General features: G+C 69.4%; 14 protein-coding genes and 1 pseudogene. 9 read left to right on the top strand and 6 right to left on the bottom strand.

From position 1 onward, the window contains the following. Positions 1-580 precede the first annotated feature (580 nt). The 5 genes from OG410_RS00670 (at position 581) to OG410_RS00650 (ending at position 4,185) form a co-directional block, all read left to right on the top strand. Positions 581-1,810: an IS110 family transposase gene (locus OG410_RS00670; protein WP_329297239.1), complete on the top strand. Its 1,230-nt coding sequence runs from the start codon at positions 581-583 to the stop codon at positions 1,808-1,810. 46 nt (positions 1,811-1,856) lie between these two features. Continuing rightward, on the top strand, positions 1,857-2,168 hold the full coding sequence (locus OG410_RS00665; RefSeq protein WP_329297238.1) for a hypothetical protein: 312 nt from the start codon (positions 1,857-1,859) through the stop codon (positions 2,166-2,168). A gap of 153 nt (positions 2,169-2,321) precedes the next feature. Continuing rightward, positions 2,322-3,572, top strand: a complete 1,251-nt coding sequence (locus tag OG410_RS00660; RefSeq protein ID WP_329297237.1) for an IS256 family transposase — start codon at positions 2,322-2,324, stop codon at positions 3,570-3,572. Beyond that, a complete protein-coding gene (locus tag OG410_RS00655) occupies positions 3,572-3,934 on the top strand; it encodes a hypothetical protein (protein ID WP_329297236.1) in 363 nt (120 codons plus the stop codon). The genes OG410_RS00660 and OG410_RS00655 overlap by 1 nt, the downstream gene beginning before the upstream one ends. A 23-nt stretch (positions 3,935-3,957) precedes the next feature. Then, positions 3,958-4,185: a hypothetical protein gene (locus tag OG410_RS00650; protein WP_329297235.1), complete on the top strand. Its 228-nt coding sequence runs from the start codon at positions 3,958-3,960 to the stop codon at positions 4,183-4,185. A gap of 318 nt (positions 4,186-4,503) precedes the next feature. Here the strand turns inward: OG410_RS00650 and OG410_RS00640 are convergent, their stop codons facing one another. Beyond that, positions 4,504-5,160 (bottom strand): hypothetical protein, encoded by a 657-nt coding sequence (locus tag OG410_RS00640; RefSeq protein ID WP_329297234.1) that lies wholly within the window; start codon positions 5,158-5,160, stop codon positions 4,504-4,506. Positions 5,161-5,370: 210 nt separating this feature from the next. On the opposite strand from OG410_RS00640, the gene OG410_RS00635 reads away from it, so the two are divergent. Next, positions 5,371-6,033, top strand: a complete 663-nt coding sequence (locus tag OG410_RS00635; protein ID WP_329297233.1) for a hypothetical protein — start codon at positions 5,371-5,373, stop codon at positions 6,031-6,033. Further along, positions 5,999-7,525, top strand: a pseudogene (locus tag OG410_RS00630) (ISKra4 family transposase); the annotation flags it as partial. The gene OG410_RS00635 and the pseudogene OG410_RS00630, both read left to right, overlap by 35 nt. Positions 7,526-8,383: 858 nt before the next feature. Here OG410_RS00630 and OG410_RS00625 read toward each other — a convergent pair. Both OG410_RS00625 and OG410_RS00620 read right to left on the bottom strand, forming a co-directional pair. Further along, entirely contained in the window at positions 8,384-8,917 is a 534-nt protein-coding gene (locus OG410_RS00625) for a hypothetical protein (protein WP_329297231.1), read from the bottom strand. Between the two features lie 89 nt (positions 8,918-9,006). After that, positions 9,007-9,273 (bottom strand): 8-oxoguanine DNA glycosylase OGG fold protein, encoded by a 267-nt coding sequence (locus tag OG410_RS00620; protein WP_329297230.1) that lies wholly within the window; start codon positions 9,271-9,273, stop codon positions 9,007-9,009. On the opposite strand from OG410_RS00620, the gene OG410_RS00615 reads away from it, so the two are divergent. Beyond that, positions 9,263-10,315, top strand: a complete 1,053-nt coding sequence (locus OG410_RS00615; RefSeq protein WP_329297229.1) for a hypothetical protein — start codon at positions 9,263-9,265, stop codon at positions 10,313-10,315. The genes OG410_RS00620 and OG410_RS00615 overlap by 11 nt on opposite strands. A 96-nt stretch (positions 10,316-10,411) precedes the next feature. Here the strand turns inward: OG410_RS00615 and OG410_RS00610 are convergent, their stop codons facing one another. From OG410_RS00610 to OG410_RS00600, 3 genes are all read right to left on the bottom strand, one after another. Continuing rightward, a complete protein-coding gene (locus OG410_RS00610; RefSeq protein WP_329297228.1) occupies positions 10,412-11,971 on the bottom strand; it encodes a mucoidy inhibitor MuiA family protein in 1,560 nt (519 codons plus the stop codon). Between the two features lie 8 nt (positions 11,972-11,979). After that, a complete protein-coding gene (locus tag OG410_RS00605) occupies positions 11,980-14,127 on the bottom strand; it encodes a DUF4139 domain-containing protein (protein WP_329297227.1) in 2,148 nt (715 codons plus the stop codon). A gap of 286 nt (positions 14,128-14,413) precedes the next feature. Beyond that, positions 14,414-14,929, bottom strand: a complete 516-nt coding sequence (locus OG410_RS00600; RefSeq protein WP_329297226.1) for a 2Fe-2S iron-sulfur cluster-binding protein — start codon at positions 14,927-14,929, stop codon at positions 14,414-14,416. A gap of 97 nt (positions 14,930-15,026) precedes the next feature. Here OG410_RS00600 and OG410_RS00595 point away from each other — a divergent pair, with 97 nt between their 5' ends. Beyond that, positions 15,027-15,872: an IS5 family transposase gene (locus OG410_RS00595; protein WP_329297225.1), complete on the top strand. Its 846-nt coding sequence runs from the start codon at positions 15,027-15,029 to the stop codon at positions 15,870-15,872. Positions 15,873-15,886: the final 14 nt, after the last annotated feature.

Genomic DNA, 15,886 nt, shown 5'->3' with positions numbered 1-15,886 from the left:
GTTCGGTGAGCAATGCTCAAGACCTAATCCGTAGTTATGAGCGATCCGCAGGAGCGGGTGCTTCTCGGAGCGTTCGAGTACCAGACCGTGACATCCAAGTGTAGCCGGGCCGTCGAGGTCTCAACGTAGACCGGGTGCGTGGTCGTGGTGCTCATGGTGGTGGCGGTCACGTGGGCGCCAGGCGGATGCCTTCGCCAGACTGGGCCATGAAGCCTCGATGCAGAGCGGCGACGCTCGGCGTCTCCGTGGCCGCCACCACTTGGCGGCGCCGGACGGATACGTGAAGCCAGCCTGGTCCCTGAGGCCTCGGCTGAGACCTGGTGCCGTCCGGCGCTGTCAATCCCATCGCCTTGATCACTCGTTGGTGTTGGTGGTACGAGCCCGCCGTGCGGTGACCTCTTGAGATGCCCGAGCCGTACGAGCTCCCGCGCAGACCGAGGCCCGTGAGGTGCGCTGGTGCCACGAACGGCTAGTGAGGTGGCGGCCCGACCGCGATGCGGTCGAGGCCTGGGATTAGGTCGCTGCGTGGCCCGCATGCGCTCGTGACCAGCGCAAATAACGAATTTCGGGGAGGGGAACCTTGATCTACTGCGGAATCGACTGGGCTGAACGAACCCACGACGTCGCCTTGGTCGACGACACCGGCCAGCTGCTGGCCAAACGCCACATCACCGACGACGCGGTCGGCTACAAGATCCTGCTGGAACTGCTCGCCGAGTACGGCGACACCGAGGAAAATCCGATCCCGGTCGCGATCGAGACCTCCCGCGGCCTGCTCGTCGCGGTGCTGCGGACCGGCACGCGAAAGGTGTTCGCCATCAACCCGATGGCCGCCGCCCGCTACCGCGACCGGCACTCCGTCTCGCGCAAGAAGTCGGACCCAGGCGACGCCCTGGTTCTGGCGAACATCCTCCGCACCGACATGCACGCCCACCGGCCCCTGCCCGACGACTCCGACCTCGGCCGCGTGATCACCGTCCTGGCACGTGCCCAACAAGACTCTCTGTGGAACCGGCAGCAGCTCGCCAACCAGCTTCGCTCTCTGCTGCGCGAGTACTACCCCGCAGCCCTGGCCGCCTTCGCCGCCTGGACCAACGGCCTGTGTCGTCCCGAGGCCCGTGAGCTCCTCAGGACCGCCCTGACCCCGGTCCGGGCCGCGCGTCTGTCCCGCACCCGGATCCAGGCCGCCCTCAAGCGCGCCGGCCGCCAGCGCGGTATCGAAGCCGAGGCCGAGCGTCTCCGCGAGGCCTTCCGCGCCGAGTGGGCCCACCAGCCGCCGCTGGTCGAGGACGCGCTCGGCAAGCAGATGCTCGCCCTTCTCGTTCAGCTGGACGCCGCCTGCACCGCCGCCGACCAGCTCGCCGAAGCGGTGGAAGAGGCTTTCCCCCAGCACCCGGACGCCGACATCCTGCTGAGCTTCCCCGGCCTCGGCATCCAGCTCGCCGCGCGGGTCCTGGCCGAAATCGGCGACGACCGCACCCGCTTCGCCGATGCCCGCGGCCTCAAGGCCTACGCCGGCTTCTCACCGATCACCCGTGCCTCGGGCAAGAAGTCCGCCATCACCAGACGCTGGGTGAAGAACGACCGGCTCAACCACGCCGGCTACCTCTGGGCCTTCGCGTCGCTACGGGCATCCGCCGGGGCCAACGCCCACTACCGGCGCCGACGCGAACAAGGCGACTGGCATGCAGCTGCCCAGCGCAACCTCTTCAACCGCATGATCGGCCAGCTCTACCACTGCCTCCAGAAGCGCGAACTCTTCGACGGGCAAGCCGCCTTCCCGGCCGGAGTGTTCGCGACCGCCGCCTGACTCGATCACGGCCTGCCATCCTGGCTACGTCACGGATGGGGGAGACATGACCGAGTCGATCAACGGGTGGATCTGGGGCCGCAACCTGCGCGCTTTCTTGGAGGTGTTGTCGCGCTTCGCCGGATACGAGTTCGATGACACCGACTGGCGCACCATCGAAGCCGCAGTCCAGGACACCGACGACGAAAACCCCGACCTCTGGTACGCGTATCCCCTGGTCGGCGTCAACGCCACGCTGGAGGTGAGTCTTGCCCGAGCCGTCGGCGGCGAAGAGATGTCCATCCGCGTCGCGGGTGCGGAGGCCCCTGAACTCAGGCTGCGGGCCGACACTTTGTTGTCTGCCTTTGCTGCCGGCTGACCGCATCCAGAGCGGTCGGCTTGACGGCATAGCAACGTGAGGTGTCTGTGGATCGGTGTCGGGGAGGCAACGCGAAGGGCGTACCTTCCCGAATGATCCTGTGATGGTCATCGAGTAGGCCGACGTTGGCGCGTCGGTCGGGAAGGCACGCCCGTGCTCACGGTAGTCAATGCTGACGGTTCCACGCCAAACGGCTCCCTGATCGACGAGATCGTCCGCGAGGGCGCCCGACGGATGCTGGCCGCCGCGCTGGAAGCCGAAGTCAACAGCTACATAGCCGAGTTGGCCGGTGAACGAGACGGCGACGGTCGCTGCCTGGTCGTGCGCAACAGCTACCACCGGCCGAGGAAGGTCACCACGGCCGCCGGGACGGTCGAGGTCCGGGCCCCGCGCGTGAATGACAAGCGCGTCGATGACACGACGGGTGAGCGCAAGCGGTTCTCCTCGGCGATCCTGCCGCCCTGGTGCCGCAAGTCCCCGAAGATCAGTGAGGTGTTGCCGCTGCTCTACCTGCACGGCCTGTCCTCCGGCGACTTCGTGCCCGCGCTGGAGCAGTTCCTCGGCTCCTCGGCCGGTCTCTCGCCCGCCACCGTGACGCGGCTGACCGCCCAATGGCAGGCCGACCACACGGCGTTCATGGACCGGGAGCTGTCCGCTACGGACTACGTGTACGTCTGGGCGGACGGCGTCCACCTGCGCATCCGCCTGGAGGAGGCGAAGGCCGCGGTCCTGGTGCTGATGGGGGTACGGGCGGACGGCACGAAGGAGCTGATCGCGATGATCGACGGTTACCGCGAGTCGTCCGAGGCGTGGGCGGGCCTGCTGCGGGACTGCGCCCGTCGGGGCATGCGGGCCCCGGTCCTGGCTGTCGGCGACGGCGCTCTCGGCTTCTGGAACGCGCTGAGCGAGGTCTTTCCCGACACCCGCCATCAAAGGTGCTGGGTTCACAAAACCGCCAACGTTTTGGACGCGCTGCCGAAGTCGGCCCAGCCTGCGGCCAAGCGTGCGATCCAGGAGATCTGCAACGCCGAGGACAAGGAGCACGCGGCCCGGGCCGTCCGCGACTTCGAACGGGCCTACGGAGCCAAGTACCCCAAGGTCGTCAAGCGGATCACGGACGACGAGGGCGAACTCCTGGCGTTCTTCGACTTTCCCGCCGAGCACTGGATCCATCTGCGGACCACCAACCCGATCGAGTCGACCTTCGCCACCGTGCGGCTGCGGACCAAGGTCACCAGGGGCGCTGGCTCCCGCGCGGCCGGACTGGCCATGGTCTTCAAGCTGATCGAGTCCGCTCAGGCCCGCTGGCGAGCAGTGAACGCGCCTCACCTCGTTGCCCTTGTCCGCGCCGGAGCCCGTTTCCAACGTGGTCAGCTGGTTGAGCGCGAGGAGCGGGCAGCCTGATGGACACCCCCAATCCGCTGACCGACGAGGAACTCGCCGAGATCGAGGAGCTTGCCGGTGCTGCGACTCCCGGCCCCTGGCACGTGCGCCAGCTGGACGACGGCTTCGCCATGAGCCTCGTCGCCATCAGCACTGTCCCCGACACCGGAGCCGGCGAACGCTGGCCAGACTTCGACCACCACCAGATCGTGGCCGCCACCCTGGTCCAGCAGCCACGATATGTCGACGTTGCGGACGAACGCTGGGACGAGAACGCCAACTTCATCGCCAACGCCCGCCAGGACATTCCCCGCCTGATCACCGAGATCCGACGTCTCCGCCGCCTCCTCGAAGCCCAGGACCAGAAGCCCGAGGAAGGCTGAAGAGCACCACCGATCCACAGGAATTGACAATTACTCTTGCCGGAGCCCTGCGCGAAGACCGACATGCCGTCGCCCAGGGGATCACCACCCCTTACAACTCCGGGGTCAACGAGGGCCGTATCACCGACATCAAGCTGCAGAAACGTCTCATGGGCGGACGCGCCGGCGTCTCCCTTCTCCGCCACCGCGTCGTCCTGATCGCCCATCTCCGCCGACGCTACGTGGACCGGCCGACCGTGCCGCCGAGATGATCTCCGCCTACGAAAATCTTGCCAGAGCCACGTTCACGTGTACGCCGACAAGTGTGCCTGAGTCCGATCTACCGTCGCATCCGGGATTGCGTCTGGCCGATCCAGGCGGTCGGTCGGCGCCCCATTGGGCACAGGTCGGTGAAGACCGGTCAGAAACACGGCCAAGGTGTCGGCTGCCTCCGCAGCGGACGTGGCGGGAGCGCGGTCGGCAAGCGTTTCCGGCACCCACATGGTGACAGTCCAAGGCCGCAGAAACCGCTCGGAAGGCTCACCGATGCGCTGCGGGAGGAGGACTCGAAGGGGAGAGTGCGGCCGGAATCATTCCTCGGGCAGATCCCAGACTGTTACCTCGAAGCGAACCTTTCCTTCTTCTTCGAGCGGGGCGCTGATGACGCGGAGGTAGGCCGTGCGGCCCTGATCCGTCCGCAGGCAGAACCGGACGCCTCTGGCCAGATCGATCTCTGACGTCGTGTTGTTCTCAATGCGGTCCGTGCACTCGGCCTCGGTTGGCGCGGCGTCGCCCGCTGGCAGCTGACCGAGCGATACCTCACCCCAGCCGTCGAATACGGCGACGGGTTGAGCGAGCGTCGAGTCGAGATAGAGGTCAGCTCCCTTGGATCCTCTCGTCACGAGCAACGGCGGGCCGGAGTCCAGGTCCGCGTCCCTCGGGTCATAGCTCGCCTCCATGCTGAATACGGCGGGGCCGTATTCGACCCGAGCGGGCTCGGACGAGCTTGCACTGCTGCTCTCGGTGACGGTCGCCGCCGCGGAGGCGGCGCCATCAGAACCCCGTGTGCCGGACATGGACGAGGCCGAGGGGTTTGCCAGGGCACCGGCATCTGTTGAAGACCGTGAAATTGCAGTGGCGAGCAGCGTGACAACAATGCCGAGGAGCGGTACTGCGATGCCGACGACCCACCAGGCCCATCTGGGCTGGTGTCGCGTCGGCACGCCGTCGTCGGGGTCTGAACTCAACTGTCCACCGCCGCCCGGAGCATCGGTCCCACTGGTGGGTCGTCACCTTAGCGATGGAAGGTTATGCCTCGCCAGAGGTCATCACGCAGGTGCCCCTGGTACTCCAACTGTAGAGGGTGTGGCTCCCTCGTAGGGAGCTTTGACCTGCATGGTTGCTGACTGGGTTCTGGTTGCTCGATCGTCATGGTGTCGGGGGAGCGAATTCCGGGGGTGGCGCCGATGGTGTCGTGGCGTGAGGAGATCGAGCGGCGGGAGGCGGCTGCTCGGGCCGAGATCAGTGAACTTCGCTCGCGGATGGAGGAGTTGGCTGGTCGTCTTGCCGAGCGGGAGGCTGTGCTGTCCCGGCTGGAGATCACCTGGGAGACGATGACCGAGATCCTGTCCGGTGACGGGGCGGTGACGGTGTCCGTGGGCGAGGCCGCGGGGGAAGTCCCGGTGTCGGTGGACCGGAGCCGGGCGGGATCGCTGGTCGGGGTGCGGCTGGTGCCGCAGCGGGAGCCAGGGCTTGAGGCGGATGTGCTGCCGCGCTCGTACCGGGACGTCGTCGAGGTGTTGCAGGACGCGGTGCATCCGATGCGGGCGCATCATCTGTGCGCCGCGCTGGGGCTGTCGACGGACAAGAACAAGGTGGAGGGGTTCCGTTCGAAGCTGAAACGGCTGGTGGAGCGGGGCTGGCTGGCCGAGGACGAGCCGGGCCTGTTCGCGCGGGGCGGTGCGCGGGTGCGCCGGAGCAGGAAGCCGCGGCCGACGGGCGACGTCGCGCCGGTGTGGAGCCGGGCTCTCGTCTCTAGCGTCGATGGTGCCAACCAAATCGCCACTGTCCAAAGACGAGAGCCCGATGAACGCAGCGTACGAAACGGCCGCGGCGGCTGACCCCTTTGCCCGCGTGTTTTCTTCCCTCACTTCCCTGGCCGCCCACCTCTCCGGCCCCGAAGCACTCACCGCGACGCATGAACAGGCTGAGGCCGACGTCGAAGCGGGCTCCCGGGAGCTGGGGCGACTGCTCCTGCAGGCCCATCTCGAGTGGCGGGCCCGCCACGAGGAGGACCACCTGTCCGCCCTTGATCCGCATGAGTGGGCTGCGCTCGCCGGCGGCCGGAGCCGGCTGGGGAAAGGCCATCATCGGCAGCTGGCCACCGTGCTGGGGCTGGTGACCGTGACCCGATGCGCCCTGCGCGGCGCGGGCATGACCAACCTCTACCCCGCCGACGCCATGCTGGGCCTGCCTCACGGGCGGCACAGTCTGGGACTGCGCCGGCTCGCGGTCCTCGAAGCGGCCCGCGGTTCCTACGACACCGCGCTGGAAGCGATCGACCGCAGCTGCGGGGGCCGGGTGGTGGGCAAACGCCAGGTGGAGGATCTGGTGCGGGCCGCGGCCGTGGACGTCGCCGCGTTCTATACAGCCCGCACTCCCCACCCGGCCCCGGCCGGGACGCTGTTGGTGATCAGTGTCGGCGGGAAGGGAATCGTGATGCGCCCGGGCCACCTGCGCGAGGCCACCGCGAAGGCCGCCGCCAAGGCCCGGCACACCTTCCGCACCCGGCTGTCGACCGGGGAGAAATCCTGCCGGAAACGGATGGCCACCCTCGCCGTCGTCCACGACGCCGAGCCCGCAATCCGCCGCCCGCACGACATCATCGCCCCGCCCGGCGGCCGCACCGGACACCGCACGGTCCGCAAAGGACCGGGCGCGCGGGCGAAATGGCTCACCGCCTCCGTCCGCGAGGACGCCGAAACCGTCATCGCCGCCGCGTTCGACCAGGCCGAGGCGCGCGACCCCGAACACCACCGGAACTGGGTAGTACTGATTGACGGCGCCACCCACCAGCGGGAGTTGATCCAGGCCAAGGCCGCCCGCCGTAATGCCACGGTCCACGTCGTCCTCGACATCGTTCACGTGATCGAGAAGTTGTGGGCAGCCGCCCGCTGTTTCCACACCGCCACCGATCCCGCCACCGAGGACTGGGTCGGCGCGAAAGCCGCCCGGATCCTGGCCGGCGCCGCCCCCGGCGCCGCCCACAACATCCGTGCCGAAGCCGACCGCTGTCACCTCACCGACGACCAGCGCACCGCCGCCGACAAAGCGTGCCGTTACCTCGAGAACAACGCCGACTTCGTCCACTACGACCAGGCCCTGGCAGCGGGCTGGCCGATCGCCAGCGGCGCCGTCGAAGGAGCAGCACGCCACTTGATCGCCGACAGACTCGACATCACCGGCAGCAGGTGGACCGTCCCCGGCGCCGAAGCCGTCCTCACCCTCCGCACTGTCATCAGCAACGGCGACTTCCCCGACTACTGGATCTTCCACGCGCGGCAAGAGCACGAGCGACTCCGTCCCCTACCCGACCAGCACATCTACGCGCTTCAGCCTGACGCGGGAGCTCACTCAGACAGAGCCGCACCCAAGAGGCTTCGTGACCGCGTGCTGAGAACGTGAGTCCACGACCGCGTCCAGTGGACCGGCCTGCGGCCGGTGACACGGCCCGAGGGCGCACCGCTCTGCTCGCAAGGTCATTCCCCGGTGTACCGAAGTGCCAACAAGATCTCTGATTGCAGGTCTTAGATGCCGTGGGCCAGTTGGCATCACCACAGGTCGGGATCGCTGCTTGGTGCCAACTAGCGATTTTGGTTACACCGACACCGAAGGCCGCGTGCGGCGCAGGAGGCTGGGTACGGCGAGGACGGCCTGAGCCCCGTGCCGGCCCGTCGGCAAGGCGGCGGGCTCGGATGAACTGCTGCACGACCGGCGCGCTCTCATCGCGATGGCGTAACAGGTCGATGGCCTCGACGCGAGCCGTACTCGGTGAGCAGGCACTTCCACAGCTGCGGTGCCAAGACCCACATCTGGGTGGCCAACGGCGGGTCGTCCCGCAACAGGTTCGTCTGCTCTCGCGGTGCGACCGCCGCGGTCGTGCAGGTCGGTGTGCAGGAGCGAGATGATCAGTGGCGCCCCGGGGCGCAGACCGTCACGCAGCGCGGGCGGGGCACGGTGCGGATCGATGAACCCCAGGGTGCCGATGGCGTACGCGGCATCGAACGGCTCGGCCTTGACGAGGTAGTCGACCACCTCCCCAGCACGAACTTCACGCCCGAAACGTTTGCGTGGGTGGAGGCGGCGCGCTCGTGCTGGATCGAGGTGTTGCGTCACAACCACCCAACCCGCACGGTCGTCTTCACGTCACGGCGGAGGCACGAGCATTGCCACCCACCACACTGCAAGCCGTCACTTCCGGGACGCAAGGGCTGCAATGAAGGGCTCGCGAGTGCCGGGATCGCAATGGGCCTCCTCCAAAGCACGCTTGTCCGCGTCCGGGTCGGAGCCGGCCAAATGGTCAGATCCCCGCCCGCACGCGATCGGCATCGAGCCGCTTCCATCCCAGCTCGGGCCCGACGGGAAAGTGACGTCAATGACGACCCGGCCCCCGTCCAGCTCGACCGTCAGGTACCGGTGCACGTCCCACAGGCCCTTTCCAGGAACCGTGGCAGCCACGGCCGGGCCGAAACTGCGGGCAGCGTCCTCGGGCGTGCACCGGTAAACACGATGGACCAACTGCGGCTTCAGACGCGGCCACTGCTCAGCCAGGACCGCTGCCAGCAACGCATGCTTGGTCGAGCACGTCCCCTGCCATTCGGTGAGCGCCCCATGCGCGCTCCGCTCCGCTGGACGTCCATACGGCATCAAGTGCACCGCCTCCACAACCTCTTCCACAGAAGGGTTCTCCGGCAGTCCCGCCCGCACTATCAACGATTTCAACATGAGGTCATTGTCGACCGACCACCAGCTCGAACGCAGCGACTCCCGAGCCAACCGCTCGTGCCTGGCACGGACTACCGTGCACCACGTCGTTAGTCAGGCAGGACGCCTCGGGCCCGCGCGCAGTCGTGCACCATGGTCACATAACGGCCGTACTGGGCCATGGTCCATCCGTTGTCTGGCCAGCTGGCCTCCACCGTGCCCGTAGCCCTGAGGACCCGTGCCACGACGCTGTCCAGGATGACCGGACGCTGGTGCGCCGCAGTGCTCTCGTGCCCGGCGAAGTAGAGCACTTTGGTGAAGAACGCCGGGCCCCCGTTGTCAGACGCTGCTGGCAGCATCACCGCTGTGAACGCCATCTTCACCACCCCACCGCGGCCGTTCGACATCACCGCGCTCTTCCCTCAACTGGCCCCGCTGGCGCGCACGGCGACCCGGCTGCACCCGCGGCCGGGGTCGCCGACCGTGCACGACAGCTCCGTCGGCGGGCCACTCCTGTGGCCCGCCGACGAGCCGTGGCCCCACTGCGTAGAGCCGCACGACAGTGAAGCGGCAGACGAGATGCACTCTGCGGACGAGATCCGGCTCCTGCGTCGCATCCGTGCAGCAGCGGCCGGGCGTCGGCTCCGCGACCCCCAGGCAGCCGCGATCACGCCCGAGGAACGGGAGATCGAGCAGCGGCTCCGCGAGGGCCACCCGTGGTTCGACGGCCCGATTCCCATGATCCCCGTGGCCCAGCTCTACGCCCGCGACGTCCCTCTCCCGGTCAGCCCTCCCGGAGCCGACCTTCTCCAGGTCCTGTGGTGCCCCTGCGACCACGAGGAGTTTGCACACCCCCGAACCGCCCTCTTCCGGCGTTCCTCCGCCTCCGTCACCGACGTCCTCGAGGCCCCGCCCGAGCCGCCCGTGGTCCAGTTCGACTGGTACCTGCCGGAACCGTGCCTGCTCGCACCGGAACAGATCACCGAATACCCCAGCCCCCTGGAGCTGAGCAAGGAACTGCAGCAGCAGCTGGGCGACGTGAACCTGTGGGAGACAGCCGGATTCGCGTGGGACAGCACCGGCGCGTTGGACCCGCAGGAGTTCTACTTCCGCAACCTGTGCCACACCCCCGGGTGGAAGACCGGCGGCTGGACCCCCTGGGGCCTCACCGACCCCATGCCGCGCCCCTGCCCCGAATGCGGCACCGAGACGACCCCGCTCCTCACCATCGCGTCCTCGGAATGGAACTCCGGCAGCAAGAGCTGGATGCCCGAGGAGGAACGGACGAACCCGACTCCGCTCCTCATCGGCACCCCGCCCTCGAACTTCACTCTCCTCGACATCGCCGGCGCCTACAGCCTGCAACTTCACGTCTGCCCGGTGTCTCCGGACCATCCGCACATCGAGCTGGTCCAGTGAGCAGGCTCGACGCCCAAGTACCAGCGCATCATCACGCGAGTTGGTGGTGTTACAGCACCGTGAAATTGCTCAACTACGAGGAATCACCGTCAGGGTTCAGAGCCCGGTCACCTTGGCGTTGGCTGCCAGCTCGTAGACCAGGGTGACTGTGCGCCGGCCGCCGGGTGGGACCGAGAGGTTCCAGCGGGCGATGCCGTCGGAGTCGAGCGTGTCCGGGGCGGGGGAGCAGTCCTCTTCGCGCAGGCGTGTCTGCACCGCCGAGATCTCGGAGACCGGGATCCGTTCGCGGAGGACGATCACGCGTTCGCCGTGTTCGGCGGGAGTGGAGAAGCGGGACAGGTGAAGGCGGACGGTACGGGTGAGCACGGTGCGTTGAGTGATCGCGGAGGTGTCACGGGTCTCTTCGGTGTGCCGGGTGACCCGGTGGTCGTCGCGGCTGCCGTAAGCGAGCTCGACGGGGGCGCCGGGAGCGGTGAAGTCCAGGGTGCCGCGGCCGCTGAACTGGTTGCCGAGGACGAGCTCGACGGGGCCGGCGAGCAGGGCGTGGCCGGACAGGTTGTCGAACCGCACCACTTGGGTCACCAGCGGGGACAGTTCGGGTGCGCAGGCGTACTCGCTGCTCGCGGTCGTGGTGAAGGCGGACAGCGGCACGCGGTGGGCGCGGCCGTCCGAGGGCACCGTGACCGGTGCGGGGGAGTGCAGCACCCGTACCTCGCCGCCGTCGTCCACTCCTGGCAGGCCGAGCACGGGGGCCGGGCCGAGGTCTGCGATGTCCTCCTCGCGCAGCTCGACGTCGACGGTCTTGCGCTCCAGCGAGGTGCGGTCCTGGAGCGTGAGCCGGTCCTCGCTCAGCCGGGGCGGATCGGTGGCCAGCGCCGAGCGGGCTGTCGACAGCGTCAACCGTACGTCCGACCAGTCTTCGCCGGTGCGCTGCCAGACGGTCGCCTCGGTCTCCAGCGTGAGGCGTTCCCCGTCGAGTACGGCGCGGTAGGCGGGCCGCCACAACGCACACGCGATGAGGTGGCTCAGGCACAGCTCGGCAGGCCCGGCGGCCGTGGCTTCCACGGTCAGCTCGATGTGGCCGGTCAGTTCTGCGGGCTCCTCCTCGGCCTGGGTCAAGGCTCGCTGGGCTGTGGCGAGTTCGGTGCCGAGGGATTCCAGGCGGGCTTCCACGGCCCGTAGTTGCTCGCCGTAGGAGCCGCGCTCATCGTCCACACGGTCCAGTTCGCGGGTCCAGCGTCGCGCGTCGGCCTCTCCATAGCCGGCGCCTTCGCCGACCTCCCGGAGCAGATCGGCGGCGAGACGGCCGAGTGTGTCGAGGCGGGCCTGGAGACGGTCGTGCTGCCGCCTCAGGGCGACCAGGTCCTCCTCGAGAGCGTGCACCCGGTGCCGCAGGGCGGAGTCGTCGTCGCGGGGCCGGGGCCCGCGCGGCGTCCAGCCACGGACGATCCGCACGTCGAGGACGTCGGCCGGGTGTTCGGCTGTCAGCTCGGCGTGCAGCGTACGGTCGACGGCCAGCGCGCTGACGGGCCCCAGACGCAGCCGCTGGACTCCGGCCTCGAGGTCGAGCACGGCGGTGCGCTCGACGTGGGCGCGGTCCTCCAGGCAGGTGACGGCGGTGACGGGGAGAGGGATCGGCTCCGGTGCCGTGGACATGGGGTGCGTCAGCTCCTGCGGTTGCCGCCGGCCAGGGCCTTGGCGGACGGGATACGGATCTCGTAGCCGCCGTCGAGGGCGGTGGTGGCGCCGGCGGGCAGGTCCACGCGCCAGACGCGTGTCCCAGGGACGTGCTGTTCCCCCTCCGCGTCGTCCGGGGGCGTGGTCCAGTCGGCCCGTTCCTCGATCCGGACGTCCGTGTCGGAGGCGACCGGGACCCGCTCGAGGACCTCGACGGTGACGGGTCCGGCGAGTCGGCTGGCCAGCTCCACGTGGACACGGTGATCGAGCACCGTGGTCGTGCCGCGCAGCCCCGAGGTCGACTCGTGCAGGTTCGTACGACGGGTGACCCGGATGCCCTCCGCAGGGCCGAGCCCCACCCGGCAGACACCGCCAGGGGCGAGCGTGGGCAGTGCGGCGGTCAGCAAGAAGTCGTCTCCGGCGGTGACCTCCACCGGTCCGGCCAGCAGGGCCTGGTCGGTGGAGTTGTCGAGCGCCAGCGTCGCATACACGGTCTGCTCCACGGACGGCACGCAGCGGTACTCGGTGCGCAGTCCGACCGGGATCTCTCCGATGCTGACGGTGTGCCAGGTGCCGTCCGAGGGTACGTCCGCGCGGGCGAGGGCGTCGAAGCGGTGGTCGAAGGAACCGGCCGACTCGCGGGGCCGCACGGCGTGCCCGGGCAGCGGCAGCGACGCCACCGCTTCGGCGCGGCGGCGGTACTCGGCTGCCACCGGGTCGAAGGCGGAGTCGGCAAACAGCCGGCCCCGGCGCTCGTCCTGCTCCTCTGGGCCGCTCAGGACGAGGGCGGTGTAGTCGAGTTCGGCGCCGCTCGGCTGCGGCGGACCGGACGCCGGCGCGGCGGCTTCCGGTGGTGGTGTGGGCCAGGCAGGGGCAGCGGGTGCCGGCGGCGCGGCCTGGCGGCCAGAGGCCGCGGGTGGCATGGCCGCGGGGGGCGGGAGGGAGCGGCCGCCGGCACGCGGCCTGCCGCCCGGTCGGGACGGGACCGCCTGCGCGAAGTCACCCAGGCCGGTGTCGAACACCTCTGGGTATGCGCTGCCGGGCGCGGGCGCGGGCGGTGGTGCTCCGTAACCCTGGGGTGTCGGCAACGACGCGGTCAGCGGCTGGCCGTAGCCCTGCAGCGATGGCGGTGACGGCGGAACGGGAGCGGACGCGAAGCCGCCCGCCGCGGCTATGGTGCCGCCCTCGACAGTGAAGGAAGCGCTGGTTGTGGCGGGCCGGGGGCTCGCTCCGTCGTACCCGGCGAAGAGGTCGGCCAGGCCCGTCGGCGGCTCGCGCCAGCCGGAGGGCGTCGGGAAGGGCTGACGGCGCCCGATCCGCAGGGAGCGCAGCCTGGGCAGGTCGGTACGGCGCCGCAGGTCGGCGGTGGCCAGGGCGATACGTACGCCGGTCCAGTCCTCGCCGGTGCGCTGGGCGATGGAAGCGCGGAGCACCAGACGGCCGCTGCTGTCACCCTGACGGTGGGTGAGACGGTAGGCCGGTACCCAGACCGCGCCCGGCACCGCGTACTCCAGCTCCACTTCCGCGTCACCGGTGCCGTCGAAGGTCACCACCGCCGAGACCGTGGTCTCCACGTGCGCGGGCGCAGCGCTGGTGGAGGCGCGGGCGAGACGGTCGACGGCGGCATGGAGCGCGTGCTCGACGTCGGCCCGCTCCTTCTCCAGGTCGGCGAGACGGGTGTGCAGCCTGGTCAGCCGCTCGTCGACGAACGCGGCGAGCTCGAGCCACGCGTCGACCGGGGTGCGGCGGTGCGGGTCGTCGCGCCTGCGGACCGGCGGGACCGGGTGCAGCGACCTGACCTCCCCGATCAGCGTCAGCTGCCGGTCGTGTCGCTCCTGCGCCGCCGCGTACTCCTCCCGCAGCCGCTCGACCTCGCGTTGCAACGCGTCGGGCACGGCGGCGCCGAGCGGCTCGGCCTCGATCTCCACCCGTGCCTCGACGACGCGTACCCCGGGGGCACCCGTGATGCGAGCCCGCAAGGACCCCTGGTCCAGCGAGCGCGGCAGTCCCGTCACCCGCACGCGCCCGCCCGGCGGCACGCTGCCCCGCGCCAGGCGGCGGCAGATCGCGCCCTGCGCGTACACCACGACCGAATCGAGGGCCGAACCCCACCTGTGTGCTGTCTCAGCCGCCATATGCTCCGTCCCCCGCCGTGTCCGTGCTGAGCGAAGCTTACGTCCAGGCGGTCGGTGCTTCCCGAGGATTGTTGATGCGGAGAACCCGGCATTTCGCCCACCGGGGGCACCCGCGATTCGCCGCTCCACTGGGACCAGGCGCAGCTGGAAGCGCTGATGAGACGTCAGCCCCGTTGGCTCAGAAGGCCATTGTCGCCAGTGCCGATGCCCTGCTGCGACGGGACGGGTGTGCTCGTGACCGGCGCCGCTCTCACATGTCGAGGACGAGATCGGTGCCGGGACGGGCTCAGCAGATCAAGGCCTCCCCTGCGGCGGGATTCTCGAGCGGGGGAGTGATGTAAGCGATCTCGCCGGAGAGGAGCGGTGTGACACAGGTGTGGCACACCCCGGCGCGGCAGCTCCAACGGACGGGCACGTCGCATGCCTCGGCGAGTTCGAGCAGGCTGCTCGGCCCGTCGGGGAACGGTGTGGAGATGCCCCTGCGGGCGAAGGCCACCACCGGGCCGGTCCCGCGCGGGCCGGGCGGTCGATGCGGCTGCGGACCGCTCTGCCCGGTCAGACCGGGCGTGATGGAGGACAGCGCGCCGAGCAGCTCGGAATGGACGGCATCAGGCTCGACCCCGGCCGTGGTGAGTGCGTCTTTGATGTCGGTCATGAACGAGGCCGGCCCGCAGACGTAGGCGGTCGCGTCCGCCGGGATTCCGAGAGCGAGCAGGCTGTCCTTGGTGAGGGGGTCTGATGCAGGTTCGGGTGAGGTTGACCTGCCCCACGGTTTGGGTTCCAGCTTGACCTGCCCCACCATTTGGGCTCCAGGCCCGGTGACTAGAGGGCGTCTGAAAAGCCTGTCAGCGGGGCAAGTTGCCTGGTAGCGGGGTGGCGTCGCACTTTCGGGGGCTGGGGTGTGCGGGCTGCGTACCCGTTACTCGACGGATCTTTCTGATCTGGAGTGGGGGATCCTGCGTCCGCTGGTTCCGGCGGTCAGGCCCGGTGGGCGGCCGGCGAAACACGCCCGGCGGGAGATCCTCAACGCGCTGGCGTACTGGCTGCGGGCCGGCTGCGCCTGGAGACTGCTGCCGCATGACCTGCCAGCGTGGCAGACCGTCTACCACTACTGGCGGCGATGGCAGCAAGAAGGCGTGTGGGAGCGGATGTTGACGGCGCTGCGCGAACGCGAGCGGGCACAGCTCGGCCGTGATCCCACTCCCAGCGCGGCCATCGTGGACAGCCAGAGCGTGCGGGCCAGTGAACGCGGTGGCCTGCACGGCTACGACGGCGGCAAGAAGGTCAGCGGCGTCAAGCGCCACCTGCTCGTCGACACTCGAGGCACTGTCCTGGTCACCTGCGTGAGCCCGGCCAGCGTCGGCGACCGCGATGGCGCCGCGGTCCTGTTCTCCCGGGCTGCCGATGCCTTTCCGCGGCTGCGGCACGTATGGGCGGACCAGGGCTACCGCGGCGCCGAGTTCCACACCTGGGCCCGGGAAGCCACCGGCATCACCGTGGAGGTGGTGCAGCGCCGCGATGGTGGGTTCCGCTCAACCTGGGCTCGGGTGGGAGAGCCGCCTCCGGCAGTGCCGACCTTCGCGGTGGTGCCGCGGCGTTGGGTAGTAGAGCGGACATTCGCCTGGCTGGGACGGTGCCGCCGCCTGTCGAAGGACTACGAATACCTGCGTGTCTGCTCGGAGAACGCCATCTACCTCACCATGGCCATGCTCCTCGTGCGCCGCCTTGCAAGACCAGCCCGCTGACAGGCTTTTCAGAC

Source organism: Streptomyces sp. NBC_00659, assembly GCF_036226925.1.
Lineage (GTDB): Bacteria > Actinomycetota > Actinomycetes > Streptomycetales > Streptomycetaceae > Streptomyces.
The sequence above is the reverse complement of the archived record's forward strand: the minus strand, read 5'-3'. Positions and strand labels throughout refer to the sequence as shown.

Bases quoted from the DNA above. Each gene is read 5' to 3' on its own strand.
- OG410_RS00665 (WP_329297238.1), top strand. From the start codon at position 1,857: ATGACCGAGTCGATCAACGGGTGGATCTGGGGCCGCAACCTGCGCGCT.
- OG410_RS00655 (WP_329297236.1), top strand. From the start codon at position 3,572: ATGGACACCCCCAATCCGCTGACCGACGAGGAACTCGCCGAGATCGAG.
- OG410_RS00625 (WP_329297231.1), bottom strand. From the start codon at position 8,917: ATGTTGAAATCGTTGATAGTGCGGGCGGGACTGCCGGAGAACCCTTCT.
- OG410_RS00620 (WP_329297230.1), bottom strand. From the start codon at position 9,273: ATGGCGTTCACAGCGGTGATGCTGCCAGCAGCGTCTGACAACGGGGGC.
- OG410_RS00610 (WP_329297228.1), bottom strand. From the start codon at position 11,971: ATGTCCACGGCACCGGAGCCGATCCCTCTCCCCGTCACCGCCGTCACC.
- OG410_RS00605 (WP_329297227.1), bottom strand. From the start codon at position 14,127: ATGGCGGCTGAGACAGCACACAGGTGGGGTTCGGCCCTCGATTCGGTC.
- OG410_RS00600 (WP_329297226.1), bottom strand. From the start codon at position 14,929: ATGGTGGGGCAGGTCAAGCTGGAACCCAAACCGTGGGGCAGGTCAACC.